Here is a 21,985-nt window from a genome sequence, read left to right on the forward strand (position 1 = left end):
TTCTTCGCGACAATGCCTTTTTCAGCTTCTACTTGGCCGTCACCTTCTGGCGGACCTCGCGCCCGGCCGGCGCTGCCCCCGGGGCTTCGTGCTCGAGCGCCTGAACGACGAGGAACCGCTGATTGACCTCGTGCCAGGCGTGGGACCCCTCTGCCGTGCTGGCGCACCGCGGCCGCCCGATGTACCGGACCCGCAGGCGCGAAGCGGCCAGCGCTTCGAAGCAGGGCCGCACGAAGTCCCAGGCGCCCATATTCTGTGGCTCCTCCTGGAGCCACACCACTTCGTCTGCGTGCCGATAACGTTCGAGCACAGCAGACACCTCCGCATCGGGAAACGGGTAGAGCTGCTCGAGGCGGCAGATGGCCACGCGCGGCTCCTTCGACCGCTCTTCAGCGCCGATCAGATCCACGAACACCTTGCCGGAGCAAAAGAGGACGCGCCGCACCTCGTCTGCCCGTGACGCCGCGTCCGCGTCATCGATCACGGGCTGCCAGTGGCCTTCTGCGAGCTCCCGCGGTGCAGAAGCCACCAGCGGATGCCGCAACAAGCTCTTCGGCGTCAAGACGATGAGCGGAAGCGGATCGGAGCGAAGCAGGAGCGCTTGCCGCCGGAGCAGGTGAAAGTACTGCGCTGCGGTAGTGCAGTTGGCAAGGCGGAGATTGATGTCTGCCGCGACTTGCAGGAAGCGCTCGGGCCGCGCGCTCGAGTGATCCGGGCCTTGACCTTCGTAGCCATGCGGCAGTAGCAAGACGAGCGAGGGGCTCTGCCCCCACTTGGCGCGAGCCGACGTGATGAACTCGTCGATGATCACCTGCGCGCCGTTGATGAAATCACCATACTGCGCCTCCCAGAGAACGAGTCGGCCCGGCTCCTGAATGCTGTACCCGTACTCGAAGGCCACCGTGGCGTTCTCGGTGAGCGGGCTGTTGTGGATCTCGAATGCAACCTTGGCTTGCGGGATGGATTGCAGCGGTATGTGGCGCGCGCCCGTTTGCACGTCATGGAAGACCGCGTGCCGATGGCTGAACGTGCCACGCTCCACGTCCTCACCCGTCAGGCGGATGGCGATGCCATCCTCCAGGATCGACGCGAAGGCCAGCTCCTCGGCCGTGGCCCAATCGACGCTGCGCTCGTTGGTTGCCTTGAAAACACCCCGACGGCGATCGCGGCCACGATCCAGCTTGCGGTGCTGGGTGAACCCCGGCGGCCGCTCGAGTAGGGCCTCGTTCAGCGCGCGCAGCCGGTCGATGCTGACGGCGGTCTTCACTCGCCGCGCGGCGCCGGGGGGCGGCGGCTCCGGCAGGACCGGCCGGTAGTCTTCGGGCCGTAGCGACTCGAGCACCTGCTCGAGGTGTCGCAAGCGCTGCTTGATCAGCTCGTCCGGCAGCTCCGGCGCTGCGCCGTGGTCCACGACCCGTTTCGCCCAGGCCTCGCGGACCGTCGGATGCGCGGCGACCTTCTGATACATGAGTGGCTGTGTGAACGACGGCTCGTCGCCTTCGTTGTGTCCGTACCGCCGGTAACCCACCAAATCGATCAGGAAGTCGCGCTTGAAGCGCTCCAGGTATGCCCAGGCCAGGCGCGCCGCCGCGAGGCACGCGACCGGGTCGTCCGCGTTCACGTGCACGATGGGAATCTTGAAGCCGCGCGCGAGACCGCTTGCGTACGACGTGCTGTACGACTGTTCCGGTGTGGCCGTGAAGCCGAGTTGGTTGTTGACGATCAGGTGGATCGTCCCGCCAACGGTGTAGCCGCGGAGACGCGAGAGATTCAGTGTCTCGGCAACGATGCCCTGACCGGGGAAAGCGGCGTCACCGTGGATGAGCAGCGGCAATGTGCGCGCCGGGTCGAACCGCGGCGCACCAGGCCGATCGACGAGCGTGCCTGCCGCGCGCGCCATCCCGGAGGCGACCGCGTCAACAAACTCGAGATGGCTCGGGTTGGGTGCCATCGACACAGTCAGGCCGCCTTCGACCCGGCTTGCCGCTCCGGCGTGGTATTTGACGTCGCCGGTCCACCCGAGGTCGATTCGAAAGCCGTCGCGTCGCTGAACCGGCTCCTTGAACTCGGCCAGGATCTGCGCGTACGGCTTGCGCAGGATGTGGGCCAGGACGTTCAGACGGCCGCGGTGAGCCATGCCGATGAGCACGTGCGACAGCCCGTTGCGTGCTGCGCCTGTCACGACCTCGTCGAGCATCGGGATGAGGACGTCGAGCCCTTCGATCGAGAAGCGCGTCTTGCCGGGGAACGTCCGATGTAAGTAGCGCTCGAATACCTCGACCTCGGTCAGGCGGTCGAGCAGATGCTCTTCGTCGATTGCGGCATGCGGCGGACTGAAGCGTCCAGTCTCGGCCGCCATGCGGAGCCATTCGCGCTCCTCTGGCACGAAGACGTGCGCATAGTCGTAGCCTGTCGTCGAGCAGTACACGCGCCGCAGTGCCGCGATGGCTTCCGCGGCAGTCGTCTTGCCCTCCGCCAACGGCCCGCCGACGAGCGTCGCGGGTAGTCGCCGCAACGTCTCCTCGGTGACACCATGGGCTTCAGGGGCCAGCGACGGATCTCCGACTGGCCGCGTACCGAGGGGGTCGAGCTGGGCGGCGAGGTGACCATACCGACGGATGCACTCCGTCAAGTTGACCAGGCCGACGACCGCGCTCATGCTTTCGACTGGCGCGGCACTGGCCATCCCGACGGCAGGGGCAACCGTCAGATCCGACGGCGGCGCCCAGGTCTGAAAGAATTCGCGCGCATCAGGATCGACCGACTCGGGGTCGCGGCGAAAGCGCTCGTAGAGCTCGGCGACATACCCGGCGTTCAATCCCTGGAAGTCCTGCCATCCGCTCATAATCGAACCCACGCAAATTCTGTATTGTACGCCAAACGTCTCCCTGGAATCCTACTCGTCGGTGGGCTCAACCCAGTGATGGAGTGGCAGGCGGGGTAGGGGATAGCCGTTCCGCACGGCGGACATGCGGAGGCTCTAAACGTCCAGCTCTTGGGCTTCTTCGGCGCGCTCCATGATGAAGCGGAATCGCGCCGAGGCATCGCGGCCCATGAGCTCGTTGATAACGCGGTCGGTGAGGATTTCGTCGGCAATCTCCACGCGCAGCAGGCGGCGGCTCTTCGGGTTGAGCGTCGTTTCCCAGAGCACCTTGGGCATCATCTCGCCGAGTCCCTTGAAACGCGTGATCTCCACCTTGCCCCGGCCATTCCCATGCTGGGCGAGGAGCTGCGCCTTTTGAGCCTCGTCCAACGCCCAGTAGGTCTCCTTGCCGGCATCGATGCGGTAGAGCGGCGGCTGCGCGAGAAACACCTTGCCGCGGCGAATCAGCTCCGGCAAGTGGCGATAAATGAACGTGAGGAGCAACGTCGAGATGTGGTGACCGTCCGAATCGGCATCCGCGAGGATGATGATGCGGTTGTAGCGAAGCTTAGTGAGATCGAACGACTTCCCGAGCCCACAGCCGAGCGCGGTGACGAGATCTGCGAGCTCCTTGTTCTCGAGCACCTTCGCGAGCGACGCGCTCTCCGTATTGAGCACCTTACCGCGCAGCGGCAAGATCGCCTGGCGCGCACGATCGCGGCCCTGCTTGGCGGACCCGCCGGCCGAGTCGCCTTCGACGATGAACAGCTCGCTCTGCTCGCGATTGGTGGTGGTGCAGTCACTGAGCTTTCCTGGCAGCGTGAGCCGGCCCGAGGTGGCGCTCTTGCGCGTGACTTCCTGCTGCGCCGCGCGGCTTGCCTCGCGCGCCCGCGCCGCCAGAATGATGCGTGCGACGATCGCTTCCGCCACCGACAGGTTGTGATTGAGCCAATGCTCGAGCGCCGGGCGAACGAGCGAGTCGACGGCCGAGAGCACCTCGGGGTTGTTCAGTCGATCCTTGGTTTGCCCCTGAAACTGCGGATCGGGGATGAAGACACTCAGAACGCCGACCAGCCCCTCGCGAATGTCCTCAGCCTGGATCGTGACGCCTTTGGGCCAGAGGCTATGCGTCTCGATGAAATTGCGTACCGCTTTGCCGATAGCCGCCCGCAGACCGTTCTCGTGCGTGCCTCCCGATCCGGTCGGGATACCGTTCACGTAGCTGCGCAGCTCCTCGTCGGTGGACTCGCTCCACTGCAGCACGAGATCCAGCCGAAGACCGTTGTCGCGGGCAACCACGAACGGTGCCTCATGGATGCGTGTGACATTGCGCTCCGACAGAATCTTCTGAAGGTAGTCGACGAGTCCCTGCTCGTGCGCGAACACCCGTTTGTGGCCGGTGCCCCGGTTCTCGAAGGTCAGCTTGAGGCCGCGGTGCAGGTAGCTGGCCACCTCCAGCCGGTACAGGATCGTGTCGGCGTCGAACTCGACCTTGGGAAAGATGATTGGGTCTGGGTGAAACGTCACCGTGGTACCGGTGCCGCGCGCCGCTCCGGCCTTCTTCAGCGGCCCAACCGGCTTGCCCTGTTTGAAGCGCTGCTCCCAGAGCGTGCCATCACGTTTGACACTGGCTACCAGCTCCTTCGACAGCGCGTTCACGACGCTGGCACCCACACCGTGCAGACCGCCCGCCGTCTTGTAGGTACCGTGCTCGAACTTACCGCCAGCATGCAGCGTCGTGAAAATGACCTCGAGCGCGCTCTTCTTGGTCTTCGGGTGCGGGTCCACGGGAATGCCGCGGCCATCGTCACTAATCGTCAGCGTCGAGCCATCCTCGTGCAAGGCGACCACGATGCTCGAGGCATGGCCGTTCATCGCCTCGTCTATCGCGTTGTCGAGCACCTCCCACACCAGGTGGTGCAACCCGGCCGGGCCAACGCCGCTGATGTACATACCGGGGCGCTTGCGGACCGGCTCCAAGCCTTCGAGAACTGTGATGTCCTTGGCTGTGTAGGCGCTCGTGCTGGCCATCGATACCGTGCGATTCTGCCCCGAAACTGCAACTCGAATGCGAGTCGGCGAAGGTGCGGCGGGAGCGACTCGAACCGCCGCTGGGACGGCAGCCGTCTCAATAGTAGCAGGTTTGCGATCTGTGGTCGCTGGCCCGAGGTAGGGCGCGTTCGCCGAACGCGCCGTCCGGACACCTCGGTAAGGGAGGGCCGCCTCGGCGAGGCGGCCCTCCCTCCTATTTGATGAACAGCATCTCGCGATAGGTGGGCAGCGGCCAGAGCTCCGACGGCACGATCAGCTCGAGCCGATCGCCGGACTCACGCAGGGCGCTCATTGCGGGAATCACCTTGCTCCGCATGTAGCGCGCGTGCTTTTCGGTCGTTGCGTGACTGTTGCTGTCGAGCAGCGCCGCCAGTGCGTCGGTCCGCTGTTTGAGCGTGTCGACGAGCTTGGTCAGATCGCCCAGGAGCTTCTTCGCCTCTTTGCTCGTCCCGCCCGCCGCCTTCACCGCCGCCACGCTCTCGGCCACCTGCCGCTGATAGGTGAGCGCGGCAGGAAGGACGTACCGGTTCGCCATCAAGACCATGAGCTGACCCTCGACATTGAGAGTCTTGACGTACGTCTCCAGCATCACCTCATGGCGGGCATGCAGCTCACGCTCGTTGAGCACCTTGTACTTCTCGAACGTGGCGACCGTCTCCGGCTTGGTGATCTCGGGCAATGCGTCCACCGTCGTCCGCAGGTTCAAGAGCTTCCGACGCGCAGCTTCTTTCTCCCACTCCGGCGCGTAGTTGTTGCCGTTGAAGATAATCGCCTTGTGCTGCTTGATGACCTTCCGCAGGAGCTTGCCGACGGCCGTCTCCAGCGTCTCGCCCGACGCCACGGCCTTCTCGAGCTCCGTGGCCGCGTAGTCCAACGATTCCGCCACTGCGACGTTCAGGACAATGTTCGGCAGCGCAATGCTCTGACCGCCGGATACGGCGCGGAACTCGAACTTGTTGCCGGTGAAGGCAAACGGACTCGTCCGGTTCCGGTCGCCCGCGTCACGGAGCAACTTGGGCAGCACGGGGACGCCGGTATCGAGGATGCCGCCGTGCTTGGTGCTCCGCGCGCTACCTTTCTCGATCTGCGTGAAGATGTCCGTCAGCATGTCGCCGAGGAACACGGAGATGATGGCCGGCGGTGCTTCTTGCGCACCGAGCCGATGGTCGTTACCGGCCCCAGCGACGCTGGCGCGTAGCATGCCTTGCCACGTGTGCACGGCCTGCAGCACGGCCGCACAGAAGACGAGAAACTGAATGTTGTCGTGCGGGGTGTCCCCGGGATTGAGCAGATTGTTCCCGAGACTGTCGACCATGCTCCAGTTCAAGTGCTTGCCGGAGCCGTTGATGCCCGCAAAGGGCTTCTCGCTCAACAGGCATGCCAGGCCATATCGCGGCGCGATCCGCTTCATGAACTCCATCGTCATCATCTGATGATCGGTGGCGACGTTGGCGTTCTCGAAGACCGGCGCGACCTCGTACTGGCTCGGCGCCACTTCGTTGTGACGCGTCTTGACCGGAACCCCACACTTGTAGAGCTCGGTCTCCACTTCTTGCATGAACGCAAGGACCCGCTCCGGAATGGAGCCGAAGTATTGATCCTCCAGCTCCTGCCCTTTGGGCGGCCGTGCTCCGAAGAGCGTCCGATTGGCGTTGATGAGATCCGGGCGCGCGAAGTAGAAGTAGCGGTCGATCAGGAAGTATTCCTGCTCCGGCCCGCACGTGGTGACCACGCGCGTCGCCTGCGAGCCGAACAACTTGAGAATGCGCACCGCTTGCGCCGAGAGCGCCTCCATCGAGCGCAGGAGCGGCGTCTTCTTGTCCAGCGCCTCACCGGTCCAGCTCACGAACGCGGTCGGGATGACCAGCGTGGTGCCGTTGGCGGTCACGAGCAGCCAGGGTGGGCTCGTTGGATCCCACGCGGTATAGCCGCGCGCCTCGAAGGTTGACCGCATGCCGCCGGAAGGAAAGCTCGAGGCGTCAGGCTCGCCCTTGATCAGCTCTTTGCCGCTGAACTCCGCCATGGCGCGTCCGTTCGAGTCAGGCTGAAGAAAGGCATCGTGCTTCTCCGCGGTAACGCCCGTCAGCGGCTGGAACCAGTGCGTGTAGTGCGTGGCCCCCTGCTCGACGGCCCAGTCCTTCAGGGCACTCGCAATCGCGTCCGCGACCGAGAGATCGAGGGGCTGGCCGAGTTGAAGCGTCCGCTGCAGCGCCTGATACACGGGTTTCGGCAGCCTGGCCTTCTGGAGATCGTCGCCAAAGGCCAGAGAGCCGAACAGCTCGGTTGCCCGTTGGGTGGGGCGCGTGAGATGGCGCCCCTCGTTCATCGACCACTTCCGAATCGCAGTAATAGCGTCCCGTGCCGCCGCAGAACCCATATCGTTGGTGCCCCTTCTGTCGTGTGGAGTCGGTGGCGCGACAGCTGTGGTTATCCTGCTGTCGCGAGGATTTTGCAAATTATGCATGAACCGGTGTACGCCTGGCAATAAGAAACGCCACTATCCCGCTATACGGCACGATCTCGCGCACGCTATGCACGTGACCATGGACACCGTGCAAGCTCTTCACGACGCCTTACGCATCATTTATTCCTCTTCACGCATTGAGGTTGGGTCACGAAAAGGAACCGGGTATCTTTTCGGTCGCGAAAAGGTACCCGGTTCCTTTTTTCGCGTGCCGATCTACTCCAAGGTGGGGATCGCGGGTGGTGGCGATATCACCCGGACGAACTGACCGCGCTGGAGGAGCTCGCGGCCCTTCCCGCCGCGCCCGGTGACGTCGTACTTCGCGGGACTGATGGTCTGCTGCGCGCCGCGGCTCGTTTCCACGGTCAAGCCGTCCTGGTCTCGGCGCGCCGCCATGAATCCCAGCACGCGATCGCGGGTGGGATCGATCTTGATGAGGATGACGCCACGGCCTGGACCGCCCAGGTAGTTCACCTCCTCGACACGGCACAGGACGGCACGCGCTTCCCGCGTGGCGGCGACAATCGTCTCGCGTCCGTCCACCACGGACACGCCCACGACCTCGGCGCCAGCCGCCGGACGCGCAAACCGGCGGCCGGCGCGCGTGCTCGGCTCGATGAACGACTCGAGGCTGAAGCGCAGACTGTAGCCGTCAGTGGTGACAGCAACCACCTGGCTCGGCGGGACAGCGCCCTCGGTTGCAGGCTTGAGGCCGGGCGTGGCGCGCGGGTCGAGGCTCCGCACCGACACGACCCGCTCGCCATCCTTCAACTTGAAGAACTTTTGGATCGGCTCTCCGTAACCGCTGGAGGCAGGAACGTCGACGAGCCGACAAGTGTACGCTACGCCGAAGTTGGTAAAGAACGCCACGGTCGCCCGCGTGCTGCCGGCGACCGCCGCCAAGACTTCATCACCTTCCCTCAGCCGCGTTGTCGACAGATCTTTCACTTCCTTCTGGCGCTTCACCCACCCGTCTCGCGAGACAATGACGACGTTGTCCTCTTCGACGATGAAGTCATCCGGGCGGTAGTCCGTTTCTTCGGCGACACCTTGGATGATCGTGCGCCGCGTGTCAGTTTTGGGGCTGTAGGTCTTTTGAATCTCCTCGATCTCCTCGCGCACGATCTGCCAGCGGCGGTCCTCGCTCTTCAACAGCCCTTGGATCTGGCGCTGCCGCTTGCGCTTTTCCTCGAGCTCCTTCCGGACAATCAGGATCTCGAGCCGAGCCAGACGATAGATCTTGAGCTCGAGAATTGCATCCGTCTGATCGGCGTCGAGGTCGAACTGCTTCATGATCTTCTGCGCCGCATCAGCCTTGCCGTCCGATCGACGAATAATGCGGATAATCTCGTCCAGCGCGTCGAAGACCTTCTCGAAGCCCTCCAGGATGTGGATGCGCCTGGCGAGCGCCTGCAGCTCATGCTCCAGCCGTCGCGTGACGACGTCGAAGCGAAAGTGCAGGAAGTACCAGAGCGCTGCCTTGAGCTCGAGGCGCTCTGGCCGGCCGACGTCGTCGGTCTCGGTCGGCACCAGACAGGTCAGGTTGACCGGGATAGTGACCTGCAGCGGCGTGTGCCGAAAGAGATACGCCAGCACCATCTTTTCGTCCACATCCCGCTTCAGCTCCAGCTCGATCCGCACATCGTCGGTCGACACGTCGCGAACGTCGAGGAGTGGTGGCAGCTTGCGCGAGACGACGACATCGGCAATGCGAGACACGAGCTCGGACTTGTCGATGTTGTAAGGGATTGCCGTGATGTGGACGATCTTGCTCGTGCGCGTGGCATCGGCAACCTGCCACGTTCCGCGAAGACGGATGGCGCCACTACCAGTGCGGTAGATCTCCTTTAGCTCGTCCGGCGTGTTGAGAATCTGGCCGCCGGTGGGGAAGTCCGGGCCCTTGACGTACCGACACAACTGCACACTGGTGAGATCTGGATTGTCGATCAGCTTGAGCAGCGCAGTGGACACTTCACCCAAGTGATGCGGCGGCACGTTGGTGGCCATGCCGACCGCAATCCCCATCGCGCCGTTCACCAGCAGGTTCGGAACGCGCGAGGGCAAGACGACCGGCTCGGTGCGCGTGCCGTCATAGCTCGGCCGGAACGGAACGGTGTCTTGCTCGAGCTCCGTCAGCAGCTCGTCTGACAGCCTTGCGAGGCGGCACTCCGTATAGCGCATCGCAGCGGCGCGATCGCCGTCGAGCGATCCAAAGTTGCCGGATCCATCGACGACCGGATACCGCATCGAGAAAGGCTGAGCGAGGCGCACGAGCGTGTCGTAGATGGCCACGTCACCGTGCGGATGATAGTTCCCCATCACATCGCCGACGACCTTGGCGCACTTGCGATATTTCGCGTCGGCAGTCAGGTTCTGCTGCCACATCGTGTAGAGGATGCGGCGCTGCACAGGCTTGAGGCCGTCGCGCACGTCCGGTAGTGCCCGCGCCGTGATCACAGACAGCGCATAGTTCAGATACCGCGACTGCGCCGCCTCGTGCAGCGCGACCGGCTGCTCACCGTCCGCACCGCCGCCGGGTGGCGGAGGCGGGGGAGGACCACCGCGTCCATCGCTTTCGGGAAGGTCGAACAATGAAACGTCTGATTGTGCTCTTCGTCTTGCCATAGACACAGATTCGAGAAGCTGTCGTAGCGCAGGGCTTTTAGCCCTGCCAAGGACTGTGGGCAGGCCTAAAGGCCTGCGCTACGGCTGATCCCCTAGAGACGTCGCAATGCCGTCTCGGAAAGGGTGCAACGGTTATTCCAGATCTGCGGGGGGGACGGCGTCGATCCATTCCCTGTAACTGCCGTTGTAACGAACCTCGCGCTGGCGGGCCACGGCGCGAGCCAACAACTCACTGGCTTTGCTGGGCGCAAGCGGGGCCACCGTCTCGAGGTGCGCGGCGACCGCCTGCGCTGCCGTTGCACCCCGCATCTCGGCCACCTGCGTGAGCTCCGCGATATCGTGTGCGTCGGACTCATTGGTCCCCAGATAGTGCTCGACCAGATACTGTGCCACCTGCTTGCCGTGGTCCTGCGATGCCTTGATGTTGCCTCGCCCAGTGACGACATTGCCAATACCAAACACCCCTGGAACTGACCGGTACCGACCGGTGTCCCAGTCGGCATAGTCGTAGTAGCTGCCTTTCGTCACAACACCGGGGATCGCCTCCGGGATGCTGCCAATCGAGCTGACGATGAGCTCGGACCGCAGCTCGAACGTCTGATCCGGCAACGCCACCACGCGGTTGCCGTCCAGCCGCGTCTCACACAGGCGCAAACCGGCGACCCGGCCGCCCTCGACCATGAGCGATTGCGGCAAGGCGAGCGGACGCACGCGAAAGAGGTATTTGTCCTGCGCCTTCTGGAGGATTCGGCGTCGGACGGCTCCAACCTTCTCCAGTTGTTCCGGCGTCGCCTTTGGCGGCGCCGGCGTCAGCGGCATGTCCTCGACGCGACGGCGGTAGACCAGCCAGCCATCTTCGACGCCGAGCGATCGGGGATCCACGCCGTGCTCCTGACATACGGCAGGGATGCCATGGTGCTCGAGATCGTACATCGACGCGTCGATCCCGCGATCGCGCAGGGCGCGGCCATAGAGCTCGAGCTGAATGATCTTGATGACGTCGATCGACGCGAGCCCTCCGCCTACGCAGATTGTCCCAGGCGCGACATGGTATCGGGGCCCTTCGTACCGCGCCTCGTTCATGTGATTGAACCAGTACACGAATGGATTTTGATAGACGAGGCCACGATCGACGTACTGCTCCGCTTCAGGCACGTCGAGAGGTCGATCCCGCCACGCGCCGTTCCCGAGTAACACTGCGCTCCAGCCCCACGAGACCACATCGAGGAAATCGATGTCGGTGCCAAGCCGGGTGCAGGGGACGAAGAGCACGCCGGGGCGCTCCAGCCTGCTGTCGATCTTGCGGTACTCCATGCGGCGCTGGGCGCGGTGCCACCGCGGAAGGCCGTCCTCGATCTTGCCGTACGGCCGCGCATTCTGCTCGTAGACGACCACGCTGACGCCGCGCTCCGAAAGGTGCTCCGCGGCCACGGATCCCGAGCAGGCGCCGCCAAACACCGCCACGACATGGGTAGGACGATCCAGCGTCATACACCCCTCAGATCAGCGCAGGTGACACGGTGACACGGTGACACGGTGACAAGGTGACAAGGTGACGGGGTGACGGGGTGACAAGGTGATAAGCAAGCTCGGACGCAGAACGTGCGCCAGCGCATTGGACCGACCCGCCACGCTTCTCGACCTGGACCTCCAGCATCCGACCACCCCCTCGCCTTGTCACCCTATCACTCTGTCACCTTGTCACCCCTGCTCACGGCGTCGCCGGCGAGATATCGACAGCAATGTGCCGCCACTTGCCCTGCCGAAACCGAACCACCGAGAGAAGGCAGCGGGTGATGTGACCGAGCACGATAGCGGTCCAAATATCCACCGGCTCCAGCCCCCTGAGGACATCGAGCGTCGCGCAGAGGCCGAGCGGAATGACGATCTGTGACACGAGCGAGATGTAAAAGGGGCTCCGCGTATCGCCACTCCCTTGGAGGCCGCCCGTGTAGACGAGCGCCACGGTGACGAAGAGTCCCGAGATGGCGAGGAACCGCAGGAGCTGCACGCCGAGCGACATGACCGCGGCCCCTTGCATGCCAAAGATCCCGAGCAGCGCGTGCGGTACCACCACGAAGGTGCTGCCCACCAGCACGGCGACACCGAGCCCGAGGCGCGCAGCCACACTCGCCGCAGCGGTGGCGCGCTCCGGGCGTCCGGCGCCGAGGTTCTGACCGACGACGGCCGCCGTCGCCCCCATCAGGCCCACCGATGTCCAGGTGATGAACGCAAAGAGCTGGCCGTAGCCGATCGTATACGCCGCTTGTGCTTCGGCGCTGTGAGCGAGCGACCCAATGTAATGCAGCAGCAGCACGCCGCCTACGTTCATCGCGATGCCCTGAAAACCGGTCGGGAGACCGAACCGAAAGAGCGACCGTATGATCTCGAAGTCGGGCCGCCACTGCATCTGCCACGTGAAGTGCACCGGCAACCGCCCGGAGAAGAGCAGCCAGAGGGACAGTGCGCCAACGATACCCGCGGCGAGTACGGTGCCCAACGCCGCGCCCTTCGTGCCCATCGCCGGAATGGGCCCGAGACCCGCGATCAAGATGACGTTCAGGACCACGTTCAGCGCGGTCATCAGGATGCCGAGCCGCAGGGGCGTCCGCGCGTCGCCCGCAGGGCGGAGCGCCCCTCCCATCATGAAGAAGACCACCAGGCCGATGCTCAAGCCGAGCATGATGCGCAGATAAGGCAGTGCCTCGCGCTGGACGTCGGGCGTGGCGTTGACGAAGGAGAGCAACCACGGCGAGGCGACGTAGCCGATCGGCGCCAGGATGCCGAAGACGAGCAGGAGCGAGGTCAGCAGCGCCTGGTAGACGACCCGGTCCACTTTCTCCGCATCGCCGGCGCCGGCAAAGCGCGCCACGAGCACGGCCATGCCCGACATGAGCGAGCTCACGAACACGATCACCACGAGAAAGATTTGCCAGCTCACGCCCACGGCCGCATTGCCGGTATAGCCGACGAAATGCCCAATCATCGCGTGGTCGACCAAGCCCTGGAGCCCCCCGATGACGTTTTGGAGCATGCTGGGCCAGGCCAGATGCCAGACGGCGCGCGCGAGCGACCCTTCCACGATCCTGCGGTCGAAACGTCGTGACGGGGCGGAATCGGCCATACCAGCCAATCTTAATTCGGGGCGAGGCGGGGGCCGGACCACGATACCCACGAAAGTTGACAAAGGGAGATAGTCCCCGTTGTAGACTACACGCTCGCCGCCTGCACCGAAACCGTGCCGGACGGAGTAGCCTCCGTGGGCCGCGCGGCGAGCTTGTCACGACTGCTCGGAGTAGAGAGTGATGTCGCTACTCGATCGGTTCCGTCAACCGCGATGGAAGCATCCCGATCGCGCGGTCCGTGCCAGCGCCGTCGAAGAGCTCGGCGATGAGGAGCAGGACGTGCTCCGGGCCATTGCCCGCGAGGACGAAGACGCCGCCATTCGGCGTCGCGCAACCGCCAGACTCGACGACCCCGCCCTGCTGGCCGAGATCGCGCGGACGGACACGAGCCAGGAGGTTCGGGACGAGGCGCGTGCGCTCCTGCTCGACCTCGCGCTGGACGAGCAAGATCCGGCGCGCGCCGAAGCGGCGCTGGCGGCCATCGACGACGAGCGGGATCTCGCCATCCTCGTGAAACAGGCCACATCCGAAGCCCTGGGTCTGTCGGCGGTCGGCCGCCTGAGCTCGGAACGGATTCTGGCATCGACAGCGCGGCACGCCGCGCACCGCGCCGTGCGGCTCGCGGCGCTCGAGCGGGTTCAGGATTCCGGCGAGCGGCTTGCCGTCGCCACCAAGAGCGAGCACAAAGACGTCGCGCTCGCCGCGCTGATGGGCGTCACGGATCCCGAGCAACTCGAGCAGGTGGCGGCACGCGCGCGCAACAAGCTTGTCGCCCGGCGGGCCCGCGCGCTGCTCCGCGCTCAGGCGCCAACCCCTAACGCCGAGCTGCCCGAAGAACCGATGCCAGACGCCGACGAGATTTGCGCGCGCCTCGAAGGCGCCTCCGCCGCCACCGATCCCCGTCTGGTCGCCTATCGCCTCGATGAGGCGGAGGCCCTCTGGGCGGAGCAAGATGACGCCGTACGTCAGGCCCCTGAGCCAGCCGCTCGCTTCGAGGCCGCCCGTCAGAGTGCCCGTCGTCACCTCGAAGTCTTGGAATCCGAACGGCGCGCTCGGGAGGAGGCTCGGTCGAGGCACGAGGCCGTCCTGATACCGCTATGCGAACGCATCGAAGGCGTGGAAGGGGAGGACATCCCCGAGGCGCTCGCCGCAGCGGCCGAGGCGTGGTCGGCACAGGACCACACGACGGTCGACCCGGAGCTGACGGGACGATTCGAGCGAGCGGTGCAGAGCGCCGAAGCACGGCACCGGCGCTGGCGCGACGAGCGCGAGCGGGTGATCGCGCTCGAAGCGCTCGCGACCAAGGCGGAAGCAACCGTCGAGCTCCCAGACCTGGCCGATGCCCACGCGCAATGGGCCGACGTGCTCAAGGGGTGGACCGCGCTGGGCCGCCCCGTGACAGGCGGCCCCGTCACAGGCGGCCCCATCACAGCTGGCCCCGTCACAGCTGGCCCCGTCACGGACGCTGCTTCCCCCGATGCATCCACCGACGAGACGCTGGTCGCGGAATCGGGCACAGGAGCCTTCTTGGGGGCCTCCTTGGGGGCCTCCTTGGTCGCGCGGTTCCGTGCGGCGGAAGGGCGCTTGGCGGCACGCGCGGCGGAGGCCCGCGAAGCGCAGGCCCGGGAACGCCGCCAACGCCTCGAGCAACTATCGGCGCTCTGTTCGCGGCTCGAGGCCCTCGTCGAGCGCCATGACCTCACGCTCAAGGACGCGGACCAGGCGTGGCGCGACGCCCGCACGGCCGCCGACGACATCGGGAACCTCCCGAGCCGCCAAGATCATCTCCACATGGCGGGCCGGCTGCGCGCCGTCCAGACCACGCTCTTTGCCAAATTGCAAGAGATCCGCGAAGTGGACGACTGGAAGCGCTGGGCAAACGCCGGGGTCCAGGAGGAGATCTGCCAACAAGTCGAAGCGCTCCGGGAGGTCGAGGACGTCCTGGAGGTCGCGCCGAAGCTGCGCGACCTGCGCCAGCAATGGAAGCAGGTGAGCAGCGGGCCGCGCGGCGAAGAGGGTAGTGTGCTGTGGCAGCGCTTCCGCACCGCCGTGGACCAAGCACAAGTGCGCTGCGACGCGTACTTCGCGCAGCGCGCGGTCGAAGAGGCGGACCGCGTTCATCAAAAGCAGACGCTCTGCGAGCGGGCCGAGGCGCTCACCGACTCAACCGACTGGCTCCGTACCGCCGAAGAGCTCAAGCAGCTGCAGCTGCAGTGGCAGTCCATTGGCTCGCTCAGAGGCGAGCAGGCGCGCGAGCTCGCTGCGCGGTTCCGCTCTGCCTGCGATCGGTTCTTCACACGGCGTAAAGAGGATCTGACGCAACGGAAGGCCCTCTGGAGCGCCAATCAAGCCAAGAAGGAAGCGCTGATCCAGCAGGCAGAAGCGATCGCCGACACGACCGACTGGGCCAAAGGGCTCGAAACGCTCAAGCGCCTTCAGATCGAATGGAAAGCAGTCGGCCCGGTGAAGCGACAGAAGTCCGAGGCGCTGTGGAAGCGATTCCGCACAGTCTGCGATCGCTTTTTCGATCGCTACAAGAACCGGCATCAGATCGAGATCGAGGCGGCCAAGGACGCGCGGGAGCAACTGATCAGCGAGCTCGAAGCGCTCCTGCCAGCGCCCGCAGCGGAGCCGTCCGCGGTGCACGACGCCACACCGGCGCCGCACGAAGGCGAGGTGCTCACCGCGAACGACCCTACCGCGAACGACCCCACCGCAAACGACACAGGGTCGCCCCAGGCGAGTGAAGCCGCTCGGCCCGATGCAGGCGGAGCCGATCCCGAAGGGCCTCCGCCCGTAGACGTACGAGAGCGCGTCGAGAGCATCTGGCGGCGATGGCGCACGGCGCCGCTCGTTCCGAGCGGGCTCCATGCGGTGCTGGAGGACCGCTTTGCGGTGCCTTATGGCCGGCTCATCGACCTCCATCCGGCGATGTTCCGCCATACATCGCTCGACCCGAATGAGAATCTACGACAGATGGGAGAGCTGTGCGGGCAGGTGGAGGGCCTGCTGAGTCAGTTGGGCATGCAATCGCTGGAGAACCGACCGACGGTGGCGCTGGCGTCGCTGCTCAAGGAAGCGCTCGCCTCCAACACCATTGCCGGCCGCGTGGATGACCAGGCGCGCCGGCGCACCGCGCTGGACACGGTGCGCGCGTCGCAGGCGATGTGGCGGACACTCGGACCCGCGCCAGGCGAGCAAGGCCGGCTCTTGACCGCACGGTTCAATCGCGCCTGTCGGCGCTTCTTCGATCAGCAGGGTGGCGGCTCACGCAAAAAAGTATCGAGCCCGTCACGCCCGCAGGGGAATGGCCGCAACAAATCGGCCGCTGCGACGGGCGGGCCGCCGCCCCGTCGAGAGGCGGCCACCGACTTCGCCGCTTCGATGGAGCCGCCACCACCGAGCGCGGAGCGGAAACAAAGCTCCAGCGACAGGTAGAAACGGATTAGCGGCCTTCTTCGAGATAGGTATACCCGCGGAGGCCTTCCTCGTAGAAGTTCAGCAGGCGGCCGGACTCTTCGTAATCGAGCTTGCCGTCGCGCACGGCGGTCTCGACGTCGGTGCGTAACTTTCCGAGCAGCGCGTCCGCATTGAACTCGACGTAGTCGAGCACCTCGCGCACGGTATCTCCCTTGATCACATCGTCCAGCACGACCTCGTCATTGCCGTTGAGGCTGACGTGCACGGCGTTCGTGTCACCCAGGAGGTTGTGAAGGTCGCCCAGAATTTCCTGGTAGGCCCCGACCAGGAAGACACCAAGATAGTAGGGCTCGCCGTTGAAGCCGTGCAACGGGAGCGTCCGCTTGACGTCCCGGCGATCGATGAACTGATCGATCTTGCCGTCGGAGTCGCACGTAATGTCCCCAATCACGCCACGCTTTCTGGGACGCTCATCGAGCCGGTGGATCGGCATGATCGGGAAGAGCTGCTTGATTGCCCAGCTATCCGGGATCGACTGGAACAGCGAGAAGTTGCCGAAGTAGGTATCCGACAGGTAGTCATCCAACCCCTGCAGATCTTCCGGCACGTCGTCCATCTGCTGGACGAGCTTTTGCAGCTTGACACAGATCGCCCAGTACAGATTTTCAGCCATGCAGCGCTGATCGAGCGATAGATAGCCGCCGGCAAAGAGGTTCAAGGCCATATCGAGCGCCTGCTGCGCGTCGTGGTAGCTCTCGAGCGCATTGCGCGCCGTGACGTTGTGGTAGGCCTCGATGAGATCGACGAGCGGCTGCTCCATGTCATCGGTCGGCTCGGTCGGAATGCGCTCCTCACCGAAGCCGGATACGCCGAGCACGTTGAAGACGAGCACGCTGTGGTACGCCACCACCGCCCGCCCACTCTCAGAAACAATGGTGGGGTGGGGCACCTCCGCCTCATCGCACACGGTCTGGACGTGGTAGACGACGTCGTTTGCGTACTCCTCGAGGGTGTAGTTGGTGCTCGACTCGAAGTTCGTCTGCGAGCCGTCGTAATCAACGCCGAGCCCGCCGCCGACGTCGAGGTACTCGAGGCCGGCGCCCGCCTTGGCCAGCTCGGCGTAGATGCGCGCCGCTTCGACCAGCGCCCCCTTGATGATCCGAATATTCGGGATCTGGCTGCCGAGGTGAAAATGGAGCAGCTTGAAACAGTCGGCCATGCCGCGCGCCTTCAGCTCCTCCAACCCACGGAGCATCTCGGCAACCGTGAGGCCGAACTTCGATCGGTACCCGGCCGATGAGTGCCAGCGGCCACTCCCTCGCGACGCCAGCTTTACGCGCATGCCAATCGTCGGCCGCACGCCGACGCGTGCCGAGTACTCGAGAATCAGGCCGAGCTCCGTGTACTTCTCTACGATGGGAATCACGCGGCGCCCTATCTTCTGCGCCAACATCGCCATCTCGATGAACTCGGCATCCTTGAAGCCGTTGCAGACGATGGGCGTGTCGTTCGACGCCAGCGCAGCCACCGCCAACAGCTCCGGCTTGGAGCCCGCCTCCAGGCCAAATTGGTAGGGGCGGCCGAACTCCAGCACCTCTTCGACGACCTGCCGCTGCTGGTTCACCTTGATGGGATACACGCACATGTAACGCCCGGTGTAGTTGTGTTGGGTGATGGCGTTTTGGAACGCCTCGTGAATCTCCTGGAGCCGATGGCGGAGAATGTCGCGAAATCGAACGAGAATCGGCAAGTTGATGCCGCGCAGCTGGAGTCGATCGACGAGCTGTTTGAGATCGATCGCGCGCCGCGAGTCGCGCGTCGGGCAAACGAGGAGGTGCCCTTCCTCGCTGATGCGAAAGTACTCCTTGCCCCAGCGCTCCACCTCGTAGAGCTCCGTGGCTTCACTAATGTTCCAGGCGTCGGTCGCGCTCGTTCCGTGCACTGCTCGTGGGCTCGCAGCTCTCATGGAAACATCATACAGAAAAAGTGACGAGTGACGAGTGACGAGTGACGAGCGGGCGCTTCGCAGCTCCATGGCTATCGTTGCGGCCGAAGCGAAGCGCCGATGCGATCTCCGTTAGCCCGAGCCCAAGGAGGCCCACTCGTCACTCGTCACTCTTGTCGTCACTCGTCACTCTCTTCTCTCCCGCCGATACCGCGCCACGTGCGCAGCGGCCTCCATGTGGCGGCGGGTGACGAGGCGCGCACGGACGCTGGCGTTCTCGCTGAGTAGAATGCGCTGGGCGGCTACCGCACCCACGACCGAGGCGGTGTCCCGGATGTCCACGATCTCGGTAGCGGTGACGCGGCCGGTCAACGCGCCGTGCACGGTCACGTCGCGAGCGAAGACCTTTGCGTGCACCTGCCCATCGTGAAGGATAGTCAGGCAGTGCTCAGGCAGGTCGATCTCACCGTCGAAACGGCCTTCAATGATGAGATCCTCCTCGGCCTTCAGCGTGCCCTTGATCAGAATCGTGCCAGGGATGCGGCAAACTGGAAGCCACGAGTTGCGGGTGTCCTCACGCTCTCGCGCAGACTCGAGCGTACCGCCGACGCCATCGGGTGCCTTGAAAGAAACACTGGAGCTGCTCATTCGGATTCAAGCCTCGCCCCTATCTTAATGGTTCTTGGTCCTTGGTTCTTGGTTCTTGGTGCGCTCTGGCGTACAGCCGCTCCGCAATGTACTAGGCGCACCAAGAACCAAGAACCAAGGACCAAGGACCTACTTGGTCGGTCGTGCCCGGTACTGTTCGTAGAGGCGCAGATGCCGGTTCTCGAGAGACGTGAGGCGGCCGTTAATGAACAAATACTTCACAGTGGTTTGGATCTCGAGCGGGTCGCCGTCTGTAACGATCACATTACCAACCTTGCCGACTTCGAGGGTGCCCACCTGGTCCGCAAGGCCAAAGATCTCTGCAGGGGTCCTGGTAACGGCTGCAAGCGCCGTGTCCCACTCCAGGCCATAGGACACCGCATTGCCGATCTCGTACGGCAGCGTCCGTGAATCGGACGCGTTGAAGGTGCCGAGCGCGAACTGCACGCCCGCGTCGTGGAGCACTGCCGGAGTCGTGTGGCGGATGTCGTACGGCTCGTCTTCCGACGACGGGAGGCTCTGGATGGGGCCGAGCACGACCGGCACCTTGTGCGTCGCCAAGAGGTCTGCGAGCTTGTACGCCTCGGCTCCACCGGCGAGGATCATGCGGAGCCGCTGCTCGTCACAGAACTCGATCGCCTCTTTGATCTCGCGCTCGCCATCGGCGTTCACGACGACCGGCAGCTCGCCGCGCGTCACAGGCACGAGCGCCTCGAGCTTCAGATCGCGGGACACGCGCTCCTGCTTGCCTTTCTCGATCGCCGTGGCATAGTGCCGCGCCTGGTCGAGCCACTCGGCCAGCTCGCGAACCTTCTTGTCATGCTCCTTCTTCGCCTCGGCGAACGAACGCTGTTGCCGAGAGAACGCGCCCGGTCCGCCGCTCGTCGAGCGGTACGTCGGCCAGTTGACGACGAGCGCCACGCTCCGGCTCAACAGCATCTCCTCGACCGTCCAGCCAGCGAGATGAATGGCGGAGGCTTGACCGGGAATCAGTGGAGAATCGCCTATGCCCGGCACGCTCAGAGCGTGCGTCAGGCCATTCGCCCGCGCCACGGGAATGTGCTCGCTCGCCGGATGGACGGCCTGCGCCGCCACGAGCTGTGGGCTGAAGTCGCCCAGCTCCTCGGAATCGTTCGTGGCCGCAACCGCACCAATCTCCGTCAACCCGAGCCCGCTAATAGCGTCGAACAGCCCCGGATAGACGTGCAGACCGTCGCCCTCGATCACCTCGGCTCCGGATGGAATCGGAGCGTCCGCGCCGACCGCAGCAATGCGGCCGTCGCGGATGACGACCGTCCCTCGCTCGATGGGTGAGCCCGCAAGGGACACGATGCGAGCGTCCCGAATGGCGTACGTGGTGGGAGTCGGAGGCGACTCGGGCTCCTGCCCGCTGCCAACTGTGACCGTCGCTGCAATCGCGACGAGCAATGGAGCCGTCGTCCGAGCGCTCATGGTTGCTGCTCCTTCGGCACACGACTGGTAGTGGTCTCGACCGTTGGGCGCTTCGGCGCCGCTTTCTCCTTGTCGGCGTCCTCGCGTGCCCGTGCCTTGGCGAGGAGCTCCTGCTTTTCCTTCTCTCGGGCCGTCCGCTGGGCGAGATCTTTCTCGCGGTCGAAGTAGAGCTGTCCGTCAATGTAGACCTTCTGCGCCACCCCGTAAACGCTCAGAGGATGGTTCTTCCACAGGACCAGGTCCGCGTCCTTCCCCTCGTCTATCGACCCGACCCGCGCGTCGATGCGAAGCTGACGAGCCGGGTTGAGCGTCACGAGCTGCAGCGCCTGCTCTTCCGATAGATCGCCGTACTTGATCGCCTTGGCGGCTTCCTGGTTGAGATGGCGGACCTCTTCGGCGCTGTCGGAGTTGATCGAGACGACGACGCCCCGCTCGGTCATCAGTGCGGCGTTGTACGGAATGGCATCGAAGGCCTCGACCTTGTAGGCCCACCAGTCCGAAAAGGTAGACGCCCCCGCGCCATGCTCGGCGATCTCATCGGCAACCTTGTAGCCCTCGAGCACGTGTTGGAACGTCGCAATCTTGAAGCCGAGCTCCTCAGCCACCCGGAGTAATTGCAAGATCTCGTCGGCGCGGTATGCGTGGGCGTGCACGAGCCGCTCGCCCTCGAGCACTTCGACGAGCGTCTCGAGCCTGAGGTCCCGAGCAGGCGGCACGCCCGATCGACCGCCCGCCTCGTAGCGGCGCCACTTGGCTCGGTACTCCACGGCTTCGGTGAACGCCTGACGGATGACGTCCACCACTCCCATGCGCGTTGCTGGATAGCGCCGTTCGGTCCCAGGCCGAGCCGAGGAGTTGGAGCGCTTTGGATTTTCCCCCAGCGCAAACTTGATGCCGGGCAGCGCCCCTTCGAAGCGCAGGTCGTCGGCATCCTTCCCCCAACGCAGCTTGATGACGGCGTTTCGGCCGCCAATCGCGTTTGCGCTCCCGTGCAGGATGTTGGCCGTCGTCACGCCGCCCGCAACTGCACGGTACAGGTCGATGTCGGTCGAATCGAGGACATCGTCGGTGCCGACCATCGAGGAGACGGAGATGCTGCCTTCGTTGACGCCTCCCTCGACGGCCATGTGCGAGTGACAGTCGATGATGCCGGGCGTCACGAACAGGCCAGAAGCGTCGATGACGGTCGCCGTGCCGGGTGCGTCGACCGAGGCCCCGACGGCCGCAATCTTACCGTCCCGAATCAGGATCGACCCTCGATCGATCCGGCCGTGGCTGGCTGTAAGAATCGTCGCGTCGCGAATCAGGACGACATCATTGCCGGCGTCCTGTGCGCGCGTCGGCTGGGCGGCGCTCCACGCCAGCACCATGAGCGTGACCATCAGGACTCG

At 64.7% G+C, this 21,985-nt stretch carries 11 protein-coding genes; 1 reads left to right on the top strand and 10 read right to left on the bottom strand.

All coding sequences use genetic code 11. The features are described 5' to 3' along the window. Positions 1 to 28: 28 nt before the first annotated feature. The 6 genes from GEV06_08150 to GEV06_08175 form a co-directional block, all read right to left on the bottom strand. The gene (locus tag GEV06_08150) at positions 29 to 2,845 is read right to left on the bottom strand and encodes a 2-oxoglutarate dehydrogenase E1 component (protein MPZ17866.1); all 2,817 of its coding nucleotides are present in this window, start codon (positions 2,843 to 2,845) and stop codon (positions 29 to 31) included. A gap of 135 nt (positions 2,846 to 2,980) precedes the next feature. After that, a complete protein-coding gene (locus GEV06_08155; GenBank protein MPZ17867.1) occupies positions 2,981 to 4,894 on the bottom strand; it encodes a DNA gyrase subunit B in 1,914 nt (637 codons plus the stop codon). Between the two features lie 214 nt (positions 4,895 to 5,108). After that, on the bottom strand, positions 5,109 to 7,292 hold the full coding sequence (locus tag GEV06_08160) for a glutamine synthetase type III (protein ID MPZ17868.1): 2,184 nt from the start codon (positions 7,290 to 7,292) through the stop codon (positions 5,109 to 5,111). A 303-nt stretch (positions 7,293 to 7,595) separates the two neighbouring features. Next, positions 7,596 to 10,004: a DNA topoisomerase 4 subunit A gene (locus GEV06_08165; GenBank protein MPZ17869.1), complete on the bottom strand. Its 2,409-nt coding sequence runs from the start codon at positions 10,002 to 10,004 to the stop codon at positions 7,596 to 7,598. Between the two features lie 132 nt (positions 10,005 to 10,136). Next, positions 10,137 to 11,495 carry a hypothetical protein gene (locus tag GEV06_08170; protein ID MPZ17870.1) on the bottom strand — a complete coding sequence of 453 codons (1,359 nt, stop codon included), beginning with the start codon at positions 11,493 to 11,495 and terminating at the stop codon, positions 10,137 to 10,139. Between the two features lie 220 nt (positions 11,496 to 11,715). After that, positions 11,716 to 13,128, bottom strand: coding sequence for an MATE family efflux transporter (locus GEV06_08175; GenBank protein MPZ17871.1), 1,413 nt, complete (start codon positions 13,126 to 13,128; stop codon positions 11,716 to 11,718). Between the two features lie 181 nt (positions 13,129 to 13,309). Between GEV06_08175 and GEV06_08180 the strand changes: the two genes are divergently transcribed. Continuing rightward, positions 13,310 to 16,567: a DUF349 domain-containing protein gene (locus GEV06_08180; protein ID MPZ17872.1), complete on the top strand. Its 3,258-nt coding sequence runs from the start codon at positions 13,310 to 13,312 to the stop codon at positions 16,565 to 16,567. Between the two features lie 7 nt (positions 16,568 to 16,574). Here GEV06_08180 and speA read toward each other — a convergent pair whose 3' ends face one another. The 4 genes from speA to GEV06_08200 form a co-directional block, all read right to left on the bottom strand. Continuing rightward, a complete protein-coding gene (speA, locus tag GEV06_08185; GenBank protein MPZ17873.1) occupies positions 16,575 to 18,515 on the bottom strand; it encodes a biosynthetic arginine decarboxylase in 1,941 nt (646 codons plus the stop codon). Positions 18,516 to 18,680: 165 nt separating this feature from the next. Further along, entirely contained in the window at positions 18,681 to 19,142 is a 462-nt protein-coding gene (locus tag GEV06_08190) for a hypothetical protein (GenBank protein MPZ17874.1), read from the bottom strand. 129 nt (positions 19,143 to 19,271) lie between these two features. Further along, positions 19,272 to 20,594: an amidohydrolase family protein gene (locus GEV06_08195; GenBank protein ID MPZ17875.1), complete on the bottom strand. Its 1,323-nt coding sequence runs from the start codon at positions 20,592 to 20,594 to the stop codon at positions 19,272 to 19,274. Further along, positions 20,591 to 21,976 carry an amidohydrolase family protein gene (locus GEV06_08200; GenBank protein ID MPZ17876.1) on the bottom strand — a complete coding sequence of 462 codons (1,386 nt, stop codon included), beginning with the start codon at positions 21,974 to 21,976 and terminating at the stop codon, positions 20,591 to 20,593. The genes GEV06_08195 and GEV06_08200 overlap by 4 nt, the downstream gene beginning before the upstream one ends. Positions 21,977 to 21,985 lie beyond the last annotated feature (9 nt).

It is taken from the genome of Luteitalea sp. (assembly GCA_009377605.1).
In the GTDB taxonomy this organism is placed as follows: domain Bacteria; phylum Acidobacteriota; class Vicinamibacteria; order Vicinamibacterales; family Vicinamibacteraceae; genus WHTT01.

What these genes read in the sequence shown, in the direction of transcription:
- GEV06_08150 (MPZ17866.1), bottom strand. Translation starts at nt 2,845, where the DNA reads ATGAGCGGATGGCAGGACTTCCAGGGATTGAACGCCGGGTATGTCGCC.
- GEV06_08155 (MPZ17867.1), bottom strand. Translation starts at nt 4,894, where the DNA reads ATGGCCAGCACGAGCGCCTACACAGCCAAGGACATCACAGTTCTCGAA.
- GEV06_08160 (MPZ17868.1), bottom strand. Translation starts at nt 7,292, where the DNA reads ATGGGTTCTGCGGCGGCACGGGACGCTATTACTGCGATTCGGAAGTGG.
- GEV06_08165 (MPZ17869.1), bottom strand. Translation starts at nt 10,004, where the DNA reads ATGGCAAGACGAAGAGCACAATCAGACGTTTCATTGTTCGACCTTCCC.
- GEV06_08170 (MPZ17870.1), bottom strand. Translation starts at nt 11,495, where the DNA reads ATGACGCTGGATCGTCCTACCCATGTCGTGGCGGTGTTTGGCGGCGCC.
- GEV06_08175 (MPZ17871.1), bottom strand. Translation starts at nt 13,128, where the DNA reads ATGGCCGATTCCGCCCCGTCACGACGTTTCGACCGCAGGATCGTGGAA.
- GEV06_08180 (MPZ17872.1), top strand. Translation starts at nt 13,310, where the DNA reads ATGTCGCTACTCGATCGGTTCCGTCAACCGCGATGGAAGCATCCCGAT.
- speA (MPZ17873.1), bottom strand. Translation starts at nt 18,515, where the DNA reads ATGAGAGCTGCGAGCCCACGAGCAGTGCACGGAACGAGCGCGACCGAC.
- GEV06_08190 (MPZ17874.1), bottom strand. Translation starts at nt 19,142, where the DNA reads ATGAGCAGCTCCAGTGTTTCTTTCAAGGCACCCGATGGCGTCGGCGGT.
- GEV06_08195 (MPZ17875.1), bottom strand. Translation starts at nt 20,594, where the DNA reads ATGAGCGCTCGGACGACGGCTCCATTGCTCGTCGCGATTGCAGCGACG.
- GEV06_08200 (MPZ17876.1), bottom strand. Translation starts at nt 21,976, where the DNA reads ATGGTCACGCTCATGGTGCTGGCGTGGAGCGCCGCCCAGCCGACGCGC.